The sequence below is a fragment of the Marinobacter sp. LM1 genome, assembly GCF_042763285.1.
GTDB classification, from domain to species: Bacteria; Pseudomonadota; Gammaproteobacteria; order Pseudomonadales; family Oleiphilaceae; genus Marinobacter; species Marinobacter nauticus.
In genome coordinates, this window is sequence record NZ_CP114373.1 from 298,881 (window position 1) to 312,259 (window position 13,379).

General features: G+C 58.6%; 14 protein-coding genes. 12 read left to right on the forward strand and 2 right to left on the reverse strand.

Annotation, left to right across the window (positions count from 1 at the left end; translation table 11 throughout):
• Nucleotides 1-174: 174 nt before the first annotated feature.
• Entirely contained in the window at nucleotides 175-954 is a 780-nt protein-coding gene (locus OZ656_RS01310) for an IclR family transcriptional regulator C-terminal domain-containing protein (RefSeq protein ID WP_023007760.1), read from the forward strand.
• Here the strand turns inward: OZ656_RS01310 and OZ656_RS01315 are convergent, their stop codons facing one another.
• A complete protein-coding gene (locus OZ656_RS01315; RefSeq protein ID WP_113879552.1) occupies nucleotides 955-1,857 on the reverse strand; it encodes a LysR family transcriptional regulator in 903 nt (300 codons plus the stop codon).
• 106 nt (nucleotides 1,858-1,963) lie between these two features.
• Here OZ656_RS01315 and OZ656_RS01320 point away from each other — a divergent pair, with 106 nt between their 5' ends.
• The 9 genes from OZ656_RS01320 (at nucleotide 1,964) to OZ656_RS01360 (ending at nucleotide 10,921) form a co-directional block, all read left to right on the forward strand.
• Nucleotides 1,964-3,085, forward strand: coding sequence for a muconate/chloromuconate family cycloisomerase (locus OZ656_RS01320; RefSeq protein ID WP_278349822.1), 1,122 nt, complete (start codon nucleotides 1,964-1,966; stop codon nucleotides 3,083-3,085).
• 33 nt (nucleotides 3,086-3,118) lie between these two features.
• A complete protein-coding gene (gene catC / locus OZ656_RS01325; RefSeq protein WP_041654465.1) occupies nucleotides 3,119-3,409 on the forward strand; it encodes a muconolactone Delta-isomerase in 291 nt (96 codons plus the stop codon).
• Between the two features lie 68 nt (nucleotides 3,410-3,477).
• Nucleotides 3,478-4,419, forward strand: a complete 942-nt coding sequence (catA, locus tag OZ656_RS01330; protein WP_278349823.1) for a catechol 1,2-dioxygenase — start codon at nucleotides 3,478-3,480, stop codon at nucleotides 4,417-4,419.
• A gap of 118 nt (nucleotides 4,420-4,537) precedes the next feature.
• Nucleotides 4,538-5,911: a Rieske 2Fe-2S domain-containing protein gene (locus OZ656_RS01335; protein WP_278349824.1), complete on the forward strand. Its 1,374-nt coding sequence runs from the start codon at nucleotides 4,538-4,540 to the stop codon at nucleotides 5,909-5,911.
• Nucleotides 5,908-6,399 (forward strand): benzoate 1,2-dioxygenase small subunit, encoded by a 492-nt coding sequence (gene benB, locus OZ656_RS01340; RefSeq protein ID WP_222562761.1) that lies wholly within the window; start codon nucleotides 5,908-5,910, stop codon nucleotides 6,397-6,399. The genes OZ656_RS01335 and benB overlap by 4 nt, the downstream gene beginning before the upstream one ends.
• Before the next feature lie 20 nt (nucleotides 6,400-6,419).
• The gene (benC, locus tag OZ656_RS01345) at nucleotides 6,420-7,451 is read left to right on the forward strand and encodes a benzoate 1,2-dioxygenase electron transfer component BenC (RefSeq protein ID WP_278349825.1); all 1,032 of its coding nucleotides are present in this window, start codon (nucleotides 6,420-6,422) and stop codon (nucleotides 7,449-7,451) included.
• Nucleotides 7,448-8,227, forward strand: coding sequence for a benzoate diol dehydrogenase BenD (gene benD / locus OZ656_RS01350; RefSeq protein WP_278349826.1), 780 nt, complete (start codon nucleotides 7,448-7,450; stop codon nucleotides 8,225-8,227). Before benC ends, benD begins: the two co-directional genes overlap by 4 nt.
• Before the next feature lie 51 nt (nucleotides 8,228-8,278).
• Entirely contained in the window at nucleotides 8,279-9,625 is a 1,347-nt protein-coding gene (locus OZ656_RS01355; RefSeq protein ID WP_278349827.1) for an aromatic acid/H+ symport family MFS transporter, read from the forward strand.
• 129 nt (nucleotides 9,626-9,754) lie between these two features.
• On the forward strand, nucleotides 9,755-10,921 hold the full coding sequence (locus OZ656_RS01360) for a benzoate/H(+) symporter BenE family transporter (protein WP_278349828.1): 1,167 nt from the start codon (nucleotides 9,755-9,757) through the stop codon (nucleotides 10,919-10,921).
• A gap of 34 nt (nucleotides 10,922-10,955) precedes the next feature.
• Here OZ656_RS01360 and OZ656_RS01365 read toward each other — a convergent pair whose 3' ends face one another.
• Complete coding sequence (locus tag OZ656_RS01365) at nucleotides 10,956-11,639, reverse strand: type 1 glutamine amidotransferase domain-containing protein (RefSeq protein WP_011783877.1); 684 nt, start codon at nucleotides 11,637-11,639, stop codon at nucleotides 10,956-10,958.
• Nucleotides 11,640-11,820: 181 nt separating this feature from the next.
• Here OZ656_RS01365 and OZ656_RS01370 point away from each other — a divergent pair, with 181 nt between their 5' ends.
• Together OZ656_RS01370 and OZ656_RS01375 are read left to right on the forward strand one after the other, a co-directional pair.
• Entirely contained in the window at nucleotides 11,821-12,591 is a 771-nt protein-coding gene (locus OZ656_RS01370; protein ID WP_023007752.1) for an ABC transporter substrate-binding protein, read from the forward strand.
• 100 nt (nucleotides 12,592-12,691) lie between these two features.
• Nucleotides 12,692-13,375, forward strand: a complete 684-nt coding sequence (locus OZ656_RS01375; RefSeq protein ID WP_278349829.1) for a cytochrome b/b6 domain-containing protein — start codon at nucleotides 12,692-12,694, stop codon at nucleotides 13,373-13,375.
• Nucleotides 13,376-13,379: the final 4 nt, after the last annotated feature.

Genomic DNA, 13,379 nt, shown 5'->3' on the forward strand with positions numbered 1-13,379 from the left:
CTGTGATTAGTTCGTAACACGAACATAAGTTTAATATGCGAACATAATGGCGCGATTGGTTTTGGGTCGTCAAGTACAAATTTTCACCAGTTGGCAAAAATGCACGGATGTTCGGAGTGCGAACCAGCTGTTACCATGCTCGGATATCGAGCTTTGCAGGGCGAAGGAGCCGGAATGGACGAATCGATACTGAAGCCGGGGGACCGGGATTATGTTGGAGCGCTGGCCTCGGGGTTGGAGGTGCTGCAGGCATTTGACGCCGACCACCCCAGAATGACCCTGAGCGAAGTGGCGGCGCGTACGGATATGGATCGCGCCAAGGCCAGACGGTTTTTGCTGACCCTCCACGCTCTGGGATTTGTGAAGCGTAGCGGCCGGCAGTTCGAGTTGACGCCCCGGGTACTGCAGCTGGGTTATGCCTATCAGGCCTCCAATCAGTACCGGGCGGTGATCCAGCAGTACCTGGAAGACATCACGGCGGAGCTGGGAGAGTCGTCTTCGCTGGCGGTGCTGGATGGCGATGAGGTGGTGTATGTCGTGCGTTCGGCCGCGCGCCACCGGCTGATGGCGATTACACTGTCGGTGGGTACCCGACTGCCAGCGGCCTATACCTCGATGGGGCGGGTATTGCTGGCGCAGTTACCGGAACCGGAGCTTGAAGCCTGTCTTGAACGGATCAGGCTTGAACGCTACACCTCGTCGTCGCTAACGGACAGGAACGCTTTGCGTGAAGAAATCAGCAAGGTGCGCGAGCAGGGCTATGCCATTGTGGATCAGGAACTGGATCTGGGCCTGAGATCGGTGGCGGTGCCTGTGTTTACCGCCAGCGGAGAACTGTTGGGTGCGTTGAATATCAGTACCAACGCGGCCCGTGTCGATATGGATACCCTGCTCAATACCTATTTGCCCAGGCTGCAGTTGGTGGCCGACAAGGTTCGGCAGACGGCTCGCTGATTACGGGTAACGGCCGGTCAGCCGGTTCTCAACCAGTTCTGCCAGTATGGTGTTGGTCAGGCGCATGACCGCATTCGGGTTCTCGCCGCGCCGACGGGAAGCGATCACCGGCGTGGTGATATTGTCGTCTTCCAGCGGCATGTAATCCACACCTTCCCGTTGCAGACGGCGCACCTGCTCTGGCACCAGGGTGAAGCCCATGTCAGAGGCCACCAGCGACAGCGCCGTCTGAACATCATTGACCTGTTGTATTACATTCACCCTGAGGCCGCGGCGGTGAAACAGTCCCTGGGTAATATCTGAAAAGTTCGGCCCGGCACCCGCTGGAAAGGTGATCATAGGCACCTCTGAGAGCTCTTTCATTGAAGGTGGGTGCCGAGTAAGCGGATGGTTGGCTGGCACCGCTGCAATCATCGGTTCGTCGAAGAGAAGTTCCTGCTCGACGTCCGGGTCCTGAATGTTCAGACGGCCAAAGCCGATATCGATCTTGCCCGCTTTCAAGGCTTCAACCTGTTCCCGGGTTTTCAGCTCGTGGAGCACGATTTCCAGATTCTTGTTCTGCCGCAGCCGTCGCACCATCAGCGGCAGCTGGCCGTAAAAGACTGAGGGCACGAAGCCGATCGAAAACAGAGTTTTCCGGTGCCGCGCAATCCGGCGGGTGTCATCGACGGTGGCGTTAACCTTGTCCAGCACTTGCTTGGCCTGTTCCAGAAAGTATTCACCCCCGGTGGTCAGCTCCAGGCCGCGGGGCTTGCGAATGAACAATTCCACGCCCACTTCTTCTTCCAGCTGCTTGATGGCCCGGGTCAGGGGTGGCTGGGCAATAAACAGTTTTTCGGCAGCGCGGGTCAGGTTGCCGGCTTCGGCCACTGCGACGAAGTAGCGCAAGTGTCTCAGCTCCATCCATACCTCCAGGGTATTGGTTATTACTTAATCAATATTGGTTCACGCTGGTGAAACTTCGTAGTGTTCGAATCACAGGATTTTTACCTAGCGATTCGGAGCAGCCATGTCAGCCACCATTCAGTCCATCGAAGCGATTCTGGTCGATATCCCGACCATCCGCCCGCACAAGCTATCCATGACAACCATGGGGGTTCAGACCATGGTGATTGTGCGGGTGAAGGATTCTGATGGCCTGGAAGGTCTCGGTGAGGCGACCACCATCGGTGGTCTGGCCTACGGCCCGGAAAGCCCCGAAAGCGTAAAGATTACGATTGAAACCTATTTCAAACCGCAACTGATTAACCAGCCTGCCGGCAACATCAATACCCTGAGGGTAATGTTAGACCGCTCGACCCGCGGTAACAACCTGGCCAAGTCAGCCATCGAGACCGCGCTGCTGGACCTGCAGGGCAAGCGATTGAATCGCCCGGTCTCAGACCTGCTCGGCGGGGCCCTGCATCAGCATGTTCCGGTGCTCTGGACCCTGGCCAGCGGTGATACCCGAAAAGACATCGAAGAAGCCCTGGGGCTGATCGAAACCCGTCGTCACTGTGACTTCAAGCTCAAGATCGGTGCCCGTCCGGTGATGGACGATGTGCGTCATGTGGCGGCTATTAAAGAAGCCGTGGGTGACAGCGCCAGTGTCCGTGTGGATGTCAACCAGGCCTGGGACGAAGCGACTGCGGCCAAAGGCATGGCCGAATTGCAGTCGGCTGGTATCGACCTGGTAGAGCAGCCAACGCCGATGAAGGATCACGCCGCGCTGGTGCGTCTGTCTGAGAAATTCCATCTGCCCATTCTGGCCGACGAGGCCGTGGCCGATGCCAAAGATCTTTACAACCTGGCTGCTGCCGGTTTCTCCGGTGCCGTGGCCATGAAAATCGCCAAGGCCGGTGGACCGGTACAGGCACTGAAACAGGCCGCGGTGGCCCAGGCTGCCGGCATTGGTCTGTACGGCGGCACCCTGCTGGAAGGCACCATCGGCACCGCCGCTTCTCTGCATGCCTGGTCGACCCTGGAAACCCTGCACTGGGGCACCGAGATGTTCGGCCCGCTGTTGATGAAAGACGACATCGTGGCCAAGCCGCTGCATTTCCATAACAACGGCGTTGACCTGCCGCAGGGCCCGGGCCTCGGCATCGAAATCGATGAAGACAAGCTGGCCCGGTATCGCCGCAAGGCCTGAGCCGACAAAGATTCAGTAAACGGAGGAATGCACATGCTGTTCAAAGTCGAGATGAAGGTGAATATCCCTCACGACATGCCCGCCGACGTGGCGGCAGACATCAAGGCCCGGGAGAAAGCCTACGCCCAGGACCTGCAGCAGCAGGGCAAGTGGCGTCACCTGTGGCGGGTGGCTGGCAGCTACGCCAACGTCAGCATTTTTGATGTGGCCGACAACGCCGAGCTGCAGGACCTGATCAGCAACCTGCCTTTGTTCCCCTATATGGACATCACCGTCGCGCCCCTGTGCCGGCACCCGTCGTCGATCCATGAGGATGATCGCTGAACGCAAACACACCGTTGCCATCTGATGACCTGATTTGAGCAACAAGAATAATACTGAGGAGAACCACCATGACCGTTAAAACCATGCAAACAGCCGATGTGAAGGACCTGCTGGAGAAAGTCGCCGGCTTCAACCAGGACGGTGGAAACGAGCGGGTGAAGAAGATTGTTCACCGTTTCATGCACGATGTTTTCCAGCTGATTGAAGACTTCGATGTGACTCCGGAAGAGTTCTGGCAGGCTGTGTATTACGTTGGCGACCTGGGTAAGAACGGCGAGGCGGCCCTGCTGGCCCCGGGCCTGGGTATGGACAAATACCTGGACATCCGCATGGATGCCGAAGACGAGCAGGCCGGCCTGGCGGGCGGCACGCCGCGCACCATCGAAGGCCCGCTGTACGTGGCCGGTGCGCCCATGAGCGAAGGTTTTGCCCGCATGGACGACGGCTCGGATGAAAACGCCGAGACCATGATCCTGACCGGCCAGGTGACGGACGAGAATGGTAATCCGCTGGTCAACGCGGTGGTGGATGTCTGGCACGCGAATACCATGGGCAACTACTCCTACTTTGATCAGTCCCAGAGCGAGTACAACCTGCGCCGCCGTATTCGCACCGATGAAAACGGCCGTTACACCGCGCAGTCCATCATCCCGGCTGGCTACGGCTGCCCGCCCGAAGGTTCCACCCAGGCGCTGCTGAACCTGCTTGGTCGCCATGGCAACCGCCCGGCCCATATCCACTTCTTTATCTCCAAGTCCGGCTTCAAGCACCTGACCACCCAGATCAACCTGGCGGGTGACGAGTACACCTACGACGACTTTGCCTTCGCAACCCGCGAAGAGCTGGTAGTCGAAGCCAACCGCATTGACGACCCGGCGCAGGCCGAGGGGTATGGCCTGAGCAAACCGTTCACCAAAGTGGAATTCAACATCCAGCTGGTCTCCACCGACAAGCCAGAGCTGCAGAGCCGCCACGAGCGCAAGCGTGCGCTGGAAGGCGAAGCCGCTTAAGCCATCAACCTTTAATTGACACGTTTTGTGATCCGACCGGCCCGTACATGCGGGCCGGCACCGGGGCCCCTCGCGCCCGAAAAAACGGTAGTCACAACAACAAGAGGGAGTGACGAACATGACTCGCCAACTCGACAGACTTGAAAAGCAGATCCGTGGGGCGGTAGAAGCCGACCCGACCACCGGCCACTACCGCTGTGATCGCAGCATCTTCACCGACGAGGAGCTGTTTGAGCTGGAGATGAAACACATCTTCGAAGGCAACTGGATTTTCCTGGCTCATGAAAGCCAGATTGAGAATCCGGGCGACTACTACACCACCACGGTGGGTCGTCAGCCGGTGATCATCACCCGGACCAAGGATGGCGAGCTCAATGCGATTCTGAACACCTGTACCCACCGCGGGGCCACCCTGTGCCGCAAGAAGCGCGGCAACAAGACCTCCTTCACCTGCCCGTTCCACGGCTGGACCTTCAAGAACGACGGCAAGCTGCTGAAGGCCAAGGATCAGAAGAAAGGTGGTTACCCGGACAGCTTCAACGTGGACGGCTCCCACGACCTGAAACAACTGCCGAAGTTCGAGAATTACCGAGGTTTCCTGTTCGGTAGCCTCAATTCGGATGTGCTGCCGCTGGAAGAGTACCTGGGCGAGACCACCAAGGTGCTGGATGCCATCGTGGACCAGGCGCCGGAAGGCCTGGAGATCCTGCGCGGTGCGTCCACCTACACCTACGAGGGTAACTGGAAACTGACCGCCGAGAACGGCGCCGACGGTTACCACGTCAGCACCGTGCACTGGAACTACCTGTCTACCATGGGCCAGCGCAACTATGAGAAGGGTGGCACCGAGGCGGTGGACGCCAAGAGCTGGTCTAACGAAGGCGGCTTCTACTCCTTCGAAAACGGCCACATGATGCTGTGGACCCGCCTGACCAATCCGGAAGTGCGCCCGGTCTACAACCAGCTGGAGCGCCTCGAACAGGAAGTGGGTGAGGCGAAGGCGGACTTTATCGTGCGCACCACCAAAAACCTGTGCCTGTACCCGAACGTGTACGTGATGGACCAGTTCTCCACCCAGATCCGGGTACTACGCCCGATCGACGTCAACAAGACCGAGATCACCATCTACTGCTGGGCGCCCAAGGGTGAATCTGCCGAGAACCGTGCCAAGCGCATTCGCCAGTACGAAGACTTCTTCAACGTCTCCGGCATGGGCACCCCGGACGACCTGGAAGAATTCCGGGGCTGTCAGGAGGGTTACTACGCCAAGGGGGTGAAGTGGAATGACATGAGCCGTGGTGCACAGCACTGGATAGAAGGTGCCGACGACTGGGCCAAGCGCATCGATATGAAGCCGATTCTCAGTGGCGCCAAACCGGAAGACGAAGGTCTTTACGTCACCCATCACCAGCACTGGGTGGAGGAGATGACCAAGGCCATTGAAACCGAGCGCGCACGCTTTATTTCGCTGTCAGAGGAGGCTTCCGCATGAGCATGTCATACGAGCAGATCCAGGCCTTTATCTACCGGGAAGCCCGTTTGCTGGATGACCGCCAGTGGGATGAGTGGCTGAAGTGCTATCACGAAGATGCCACCTACTGGATGCCGGCCTGGGACGACAACGACGAGTTGACCGAGGACCCGCAGGCCGAGATCTCGCTGATCTACTACCCGAACCGTAACGGCCTGGAAGATCGCGTCTACCGACTGAAAACCGAGCGCTCCGGCGCCAGTTCCATTCCGGAACCGCGCACCGTGCACCTGACCAGCAATCTGGAAATTCTGGAGCGGAACGGCGACACCGTGAAAATCCGGTTCAACTGGCAGACCAACAGCCACCGCTACCACAAGACCCAGAGCTTCTTCGGCGTGTCTTTCTACACCCTCGACTGCAGTGGCGAACAGCCGCTGATTACCGGGAAGAAAGTGGTTCTGAAAAACGACTACATCAATCAGGTCATTGATATCTACCACCTGTAATTGATGGGGAGAGCATCATCATGAGTTACAACATCGCGCTTAATTTTGAAGATGGCGTTACCCGCGTGATCACCTGCAATGAGGGTGAAACGGTACTCGACGCCGCCTATCGGGCCCAGATCAACCTGCCCATGGACTGTTCCGACGGTGTCTGCGGTACCTGCAAGGGTTCCTGCCATCAGGGCGAGTTCGACATGGGCGACGAGTACATCGACGAGGCGCTGTCTGACGAGGAAGCCGAGCAGGGCATGGTGCTGACCTGTCAGATGGTGCCCTCCAGCGACTGTGTGGTGGAAATTCCGGCCGCTGCATCGCTGTGCAGCAAGGCCGGTAACGAGTCCGTGACCGGTACTGTGGGCGAGGTCAACCTGATTTCCCCGACCGCCATCGAGCTGAAGATCACCGCAGATGCGGATATCGGCTTCCTGCCGGGCCAGTATGTGAATATTCAGGTGCCGGGTACCGAGGAAACCCGCGCCTACTCGTTCAGCTCCCGTCCCGGCAGCCGCGAACTGAGCTTCCTGATCCGCAACGTGCCCGGGGGCCTGATGAGCTCCTGGCTGGTAGGCAAGGCCAAGACTGGTGACAAGGTCACCCTGACCGGCCCCATGGGCGTGTTTTACCTGCGCCCGGTGCAGCGCCCGGTGCTGATGCTGGCCGGTGGTACCGGCCTGGCGCCGTTCCTGGCCATGCTCGAAAGCCTGAAGGAAAAGGGCTGCGAGCAGCCCACTCACATGATCTACGGCGTCACCAACGACGATGACCTGGTGGGACTGGCAGCTTTGGAAGCATTTGCCGAAGCCATAGACAACTTCACCTTCAAGACCGTGGTGGCCAGCGACGAAAGCATGCACCCACGCAAGGGTTATGTGACCAACCACATGGAAGACGCCCCCATCAACGATGGTGATGTGGACGTTTACCTGTGTGGGCCACCTCCGATGGTCGATGCGGTGCTGGGTTATTTCCGGGAACAGGGAATTGAGCCCAACTCGTTCCACTACGAGAAGTTCACCCCCAGCGTATCGGTCGTTGAGGAGAAAGTGGCATGACCCCGCGCTTCACCGACAAGGTGATGGTGGTGACCGGCGCCGCCCAGGGCATTGGCCGGCGGGTGGCCGAACTGGCCGCCGACGAAGGTGCCCGTCTTGTACTGGTGGACATCGCGGACTACGTGCAGGGCGTTGCTGGCGAGCTGCGCGACCAGGGCGTTGAAGTCCTGGCCGTGCAGGCCAACCTGGAAACCTGGGAAGGCGCAGAAAGGGTGATGGCCAAAGCCCACGAGCAGTATGGCCGCATCGACATCCTGATCAACAACGTTGGTGGCACCATCTGGGCCCAGCCCTTCGAGCATTACCAGCCGGAGCAGATTCAGAAGGAAATCCAGCGTTCGTTGTTCCCGACCCTGTGGTGCTGCCGTGCGGTTCTGCCTTACATGGTGGAGCAGAAAGGGGGTGCCATCGTGAACGTGTCATCGGTGGCCACCCGTGGTCTGATGCGGGTGCCCTACGGCGCCGCCAAGGGCGGGGTCAACGCCATGACCGTCAATCTTGCCTTCGAGTATGCCGAGCACGGCATTCGGGTCAATGCCACGGCGCCGGGCGGCACCGAGGCACCGCCCCGGCTGACACCGCGCAACACCGAGGAACAGGGCGAGCGAGAACAGGCCTGGTACCAGACCCTGATCGACCAGACCAACGCCACCAGCTTCATGCATCGCTACGGCACGCTGGATGAGCAGGCGCAGCCGATCCTGTTCCTGGCGTCCGATGCCGCCAACTACATCACCGGAACCATCCTGCCTGTAGCCGGGGGTGACTGCGGCTGACGGGCATCCAACCCAACCTCCGACAAAAACAAGATATGGAGTGACAGACCCATGAGAAATATAGACGTCAACGACGTTATCGATAACGCCACCTTTACCAGATTCCACTGGAAGGTGTTGTTCTGGTGCACCCTGATCATCATTTTTGATGGCTATGACCTGGTGATCTACGGCGTGGTACTGCCACTACTGATGGAGCAGTGGAACCTGAACCCCTATGTGGCCGGGCTGCTGGGCAGCAGTGCCCTGTTTGGGATGATGTTCGGCGCCATGGGCTTTGGCATGCTCTCTGATCGGCTCGGGCGCAAGAAAACCATCCTGATGTGTGTGGTGCTGTTCAGTCTCACCACCGTCATTAACGGCTTCGCCACCACGCCCTGGCAGTTCGGTATTCTGCGTTTTATTGCCGGTCTGGGCATCGGTGGGGTCATGCCCAATGTGGTATCGCTGATGAGCGAGTACTCACCCAAAAAGAGCCGCAGCACCCTGGTGGCACTGATGTTTTCAGGCTATGCCGTCGGTGGCATGATGTCGGCGGGTCTGGGCATCTGGATCGTGCCGAATTTTGGCTGGGAAATCATGTTCTATCTGGCTGTGGTGCCTCTGCTGCTGTTGCCGCTGATGATGAAGTTCCTGCCGGAATCCGTGGCTTTTCTGATGGCACAGAAGCGTGAAGGGGAGGCCCGCAGCATCCTGCAGAAAGTGGCACCGGTACACAACATCAACGAAATGGATACCCTGACCGTGCCGCCCACGACCGAGAGCAAGGCGCCGGTTCTGGAATTGTTCCGGGGCGGTCGTGCCTTCAGCACCGTAATGTTCTGGATTGCCTTCTTCTGCTGCCTGCTGATGGTCTATGCTCTGGGCTCCTGGTTGCCGAAGCTAATGTCTCTGGCAGGCTATGAGCTGAGCTCCAGCCTGATGTTCCTGATGGTGTTGAACATCGGTGCCATCTTCGGCGCTGTGGGCGGCGGCTGGCTGGCAGATCGATTGTCCCTGCGCACGGTGCTGGTCAGCTTCTTTATTCTGGCCTCGGTGTCGCTGGTCATGCTCGGCTATGAGAGTCCGATGTGGTTCCTGTATACCCTGATGGGCGTGGCCGGTGCCACCACCATTGGCTCGCAGATCCTGCTCTACGCCTATGTGGCCCAGTACTACCCCACCAGTATCCGTTCCACCGGCCTGGGATGGGCATCGGGCATTGGCCGTAATGGCGCCATTGTCGGGCCCATGATTGGCGGTACGCTGCTGGCTCTGGCCTTGCCGCACCATATGAATTTCCTGGCCCTGGCGATTCCCGGCGCCATTGCCACCGTCGCCATCGCTCTGGTGGGCCGGCAATTTGGCCCGGCGCGGGCGCGCGAGAACGCAGAGGTGAGCCTGGCAACCAGTAACTGATGAATCAGCGTTGAGGTGACCTTGAGGGACAGTCAGTCATTCGGACCCCTCTTTGCCCCGGCACGATCGTGACCGGGGCTTTTTTGCTGTTACACAGCTCAAACAGAACTCAATAACAAGGAGCTGAACATGCCCCAGTTGTTTCGGGACTTTTCTGTGTCTGCGGTTGCCGCAGGATTTCTGGCGGTGCTGGTGTCCTATGCCGGGCCTTTGGCGATTTTCTTCCAGGCCGGAGCGGCAGCGAATGTGTCGCCGGAGATGATGACCTCCTGGGTCTGGGCCATCTCCATGGGCGCGGCGGTTTCGGGCATTTTCCTGTCGATATGGCTCAAAGCACCTATAGTCACGGCCTGGTCGGCGCCGGGGACGGCGTTGTTGGTGGTACTGTTTCCGGAGCTTTCGCTTAACGAAGCCGTGGGGGCGTACATCACCGCCGCGCTGATTATCTTTGTCATTGGTGTTTCCGGCACCTTCGATGCGTTTGTGCGCGTCATTCCCAAAGGGGTGGCGGCGGGTATGATGGCGGGCATCCTGTTTCAGTTTGGTCTGGGCGCCTTTGCTGCCATTGAAACCACGCCGGCCCTGGCCATCGGCATGCTGGTTGCCTATGTGGTGTTTCGTCGCTTTACCCCGAAATACACTTTGGTGCTTTTGCTGATGGCCGGGATCATCCTGGCGGTAGTGCTGGAGAATGCCTCCCTGGCCGGTGTAAGCCTGAACCTGGCGGAGCCCAGACTCATCACACCGGAATGGAGCTTTGGCGCTACCCTCAGCCTGGCCATTCCCCTGGTGCTGGTGAGCCTGACGGGCCAGTTCCTGCCCGGCATGGCCATTCTCCGGGGCGCGGGCTATCGGGTGAAAGCCAAGCCGGTGATTGCGGTGGCCAGCCTTGTGTCCCTGCCCATGGCGCTGTTCGGCGGCATTACCACGGTGGTGGCGGCCATTACCGCCGCGATCTGTACGGGCGAGGATGCTCATGAAAACCCGGACAAGCGTTATGTGGCCGGGGTATTTAATGGCGTGTTCTATCTGGTGGGAGCACTGTTTGCCGGCACCATTGTCGCCTTGTTTACTTCATTACCTTCGGCCTTTGTGGCGGTGCTGGCGGGCCTGGCATTGCTGGGGGCTATTGCCAATAACCTGTTTGCCGCACTGGAGGAGGTCAGTCACCGGGAGGCGTCGCTGATCACCTTTCTGGTGACCGCGTCCGGATTATCGCTGATCGGATTGTCGTCGGCGTTCTGGGGGGTGGTGATCGGTTACGGTTGTTACCGGGTGCTCAACGGCGGGAAATAGAATTGGGCTGGCAGGCGCCAGCCCAATCGGGACGTCAGCCTTGCTGCAGGGCCTGCAGCACAGCCTTGGCAGCGCCTTCGGAAGACGCCGGGTTCTGGCCGGTAATCAGCTTGCCGTCCACCACAATGTGCGGTGCCCAGTCATCGCCCCGGCTGTAACGGGCGTTGTTCTGCTTGAGCATGTCTTCCAGCAGGAAGGGCACAATATTGGTGAGCTGCACAGCGTCTTCTTCGGTGTTGCTGAAACCGGTGACTTCACGGCCGCCCACGATGTTCTGGTCCGGTTTTATAAACACATTCTTGAACACGGCAGGAGCATGGCATACGGCGCCGATCACCTTGTCCTGCTCGTAAGCGGTTTTGATCAGGGCTATCGACTTGTCGTCCTCGGCCAGATCCCACAGCGGGCCATGGCCACCGGGGTAGAAGATGGCGTCGTACTGATTCATGTCCACGTCGGCCAGTTTTCTGGTGCTGGCCAGCATTTCCCGGGCATGGGTGTCTTCACTGAACCGCCGGGTGGACTCGGTCAGTGCATCTTCAGCCTCGCTGTTCGGGTCAACCGGTGGCTGGCCGCCTTTAGGGGATGCGAGGGTGATGTCGGCGCCTGCGTCTTTGAATACGTAGAACGGCGCAGTGAATTCTTCCAGCCAGAAACCGGTTTTATGGCCGGTGTCGCCCATCTGGTCGTGGGAGGTTAGTACCATAAGAATCTTCATACCAGTCGACCCTCCTGTCGGGAGTCCGGGTGTATTTCGTTCGTCTCACTACATCAAATTGTGATGATCGCTCGGTTTTCAACCGTCAGTACGTTAGCACTGGCATATTGGATGCTCATTAACGGCTATACTGCGAGGGTAGTTATCGCACATGTAACGTCATGGACCAGGACGGATTTATATGAGGTGGATTGCCTTGAAAGGCGTGCTTGCCGGCATTCTGATGCTGCTTTGGGCGCCTGGTGTTCTTTCACAACAGGGCACTGAAACAGTAGAGCCACTGACGGTGACCGTTGGCGTTGACCACTCGCCGCCCTACCGTATTCTCGAGCCGTCGCAAAAATCCGGTCTTTATCTTGAGCTATTCGAGGAAATTGCCGACCGGCTAGGCTGGCGTGTGCAGTACCGGGAGGCGCCATTCCGGCGCATCCTGCTGCTGATGCGCAGGGGTGAGGTGGATGTCATGCTGGGGCCGCTGCGTACCGAAGAACGGGAAGAATTCATGACCTTCGTGGCTCCGGCTTTTCCGCCGGAGCGGCGTCTGTTTTTCTACGTGAGCGAGAGTAACCGTATTGAGCGATACAGCGATCTGCCGGGAAAAGTCATCGGTATTCTGGAGGGCGCCCGTTACTTTACCCGGTTTGACAACGATCAGGCTCTGCATAAAGAGTCTGCGGCCCACTACGAAAACCTGATGATGATGCTTCAAAGAGGGCGGGTTGATGTCGTGGTGGCCCCCGAGCTGGTTGGTTTGTATACGCTGAGAGCCCAGGGTATAGAAGCGAACATTTCACCGTTCTTCGTGCCGGGTGACCGCTCCTGGATTGCGGTTTCGAACCAGTCTCCTGCCCGCCGGTATGCAGAAGATATAAGGGCAGCCCTGAAATTGATTGAACGCGAGGGGATTCGGGAAGACCTTGTGCTGAAGTACCAGGAACAAAAAGCCTATTGATCGATTTCCATGGTTTATACCGATGCTCCCCTACTAAAAGGAACTTAGGGTGCTTACCTTTGTCTGTGATCGTTTGACAGTTTTTGGCAAAGGAACTGGTATGAAGACGATTCGATTGTGGGATCTCCCCACCCGGCTGTTCCACTGGTTTCTGCTAATTGCTGTGGTTGGGGCAGTGGTGACGGTCAAACTGGGCGCTGGCTGGATGGCCTGGCATGAGCGTTTTGGACTGGCGGTTGTTGGCTTGCTGGCGTTCCGGGTGGTCTGGGGGCTGGTGGGCTCCACTTACGCGCGCTTCAGTCAGTTTATATCGGGGCCAGGGGCGATGATCCGTTATCTGAGGGGCCAGTGGCAGGGCGCAGGCCACAATCCCCTTGGTGCCTGGTCGGTGCTGTTGTTACTGGGACTGTTCGGTTTTCAGGCTGTTACCGGTTTATTTTCCAATGATGAAATTGCCTTTAACGGCCCACTCTACCGGCTGGTGTCGTCGGGCTGGAGCGATACCCTGAGCAGCTGGCACCGTCTCATGGAATGGGGGCTGTACGCCGTGGTTGCCCTTCATGTCCTGGCGGTGCTGTTTTACACCCACGTGCGTAAGGATAATCTGGTAAAGCCGATGGTGACTGGCCGAAAGCAGGTTCAGAGCTCAGAGCTGAAAGACGCCAGCGGCGGTGGCTGGCTGGCAATGATCATTGCACTGGCGATTGCCGTTGCTGTGGTCTGGGCGGCGAGTGGCGGACTGATTCCGCCACCGCCGCCACCGCCCCAGAATCTGGGTTGGTAAGCCC

Coding starts and splice junctions, on each gene's coding strand:
- OZ656_RS01360 (WP_278349828.1), top strand. CDS start 9,755: ATGCCCCAGTTGTTTCGGGACTTTTCTGTGTCTGCGGTTGCCGCAGGA.
- OZ656_RS01335 (WP_278349824.1), top strand. CDS start 4,538: ATGACTCGCCAACTCGACAGACTTGAAAAGCAGATCCGTGGGGCGGTA.
- OZ656_RS01310 (WP_023007760.1), top strand. CDS start 175: ATGGACGAATCGATACTGAAGCCGGGGGACCGGGATTATGTTGGAGCG.
- catC (WP_041654465.1), top strand. CDS start 3,119: ATGCTGTTCAAAGTCGAGATGAAGGTGAATATCCCTCACGACATGCCC.
- OZ656_RS01375 (WP_278349829.1), top strand. CDS start 12,692: ATGAAGACGATTCGATTGTGGGATCTCCCCACCCGGCTGTTCCACTGG.
- benB (WP_222562761.1), top strand. CDS start 5,908: ATGAGCATGTCATACGAGCAGATCCAGGCCTTTATCTACCGGGAAGCC.
- OZ656_RS01320 (WP_278349822.1), top strand. CDS start 1,964: ATGTCAGCCACCATTCAGTCCATCGAAGCGATTCTGGTCGATATCCCG.
- benC (WP_278349825.1), top strand. CDS start 6,420: ATGAGTTACAACATCGCGCTTAATTTTGAAGATGGCGTTACCCGCGTG.
- OZ656_RS01355 (WP_278349827.1), top strand. CDS start 8,279: ATGAGAAATATAGACGTCAACGACGTTATCGATAACGCCACCTTTACC.
- OZ656_RS01365 (WP_011783877.1), bottom strand. CDS start 11,639: ATGAAGATTCTTATGGTACTAACCTCCCACGACCAGATGGGCGACACC.
- OZ656_RS01315 (WP_113879552.1), bottom strand. CDS start 1,857: ATGGAGCTGAGACACTTGCGCTACTTCGTCGCAGTGGCCGAAGCCGGC.
- catA (WP_278349823.1), top strand. CDS start 3,478: ATGACCGTTAAAACCATGCAAACAGCCGATGTGAAGGACCTGCTGGAG.
- benD (WP_278349826.1), top strand. CDS start 7,448: ATGACCCCGCGCTTCACCGACAAGGTGATGGTGGTGACCGGCGCCGCC.
- OZ656_RS01370 (WP_023007752.1), top strand. CDS start 11,821: ATGAGGTGGATTGCCTTGAAAGGCGTGCTTGCCGGCATTCTGATGCTG.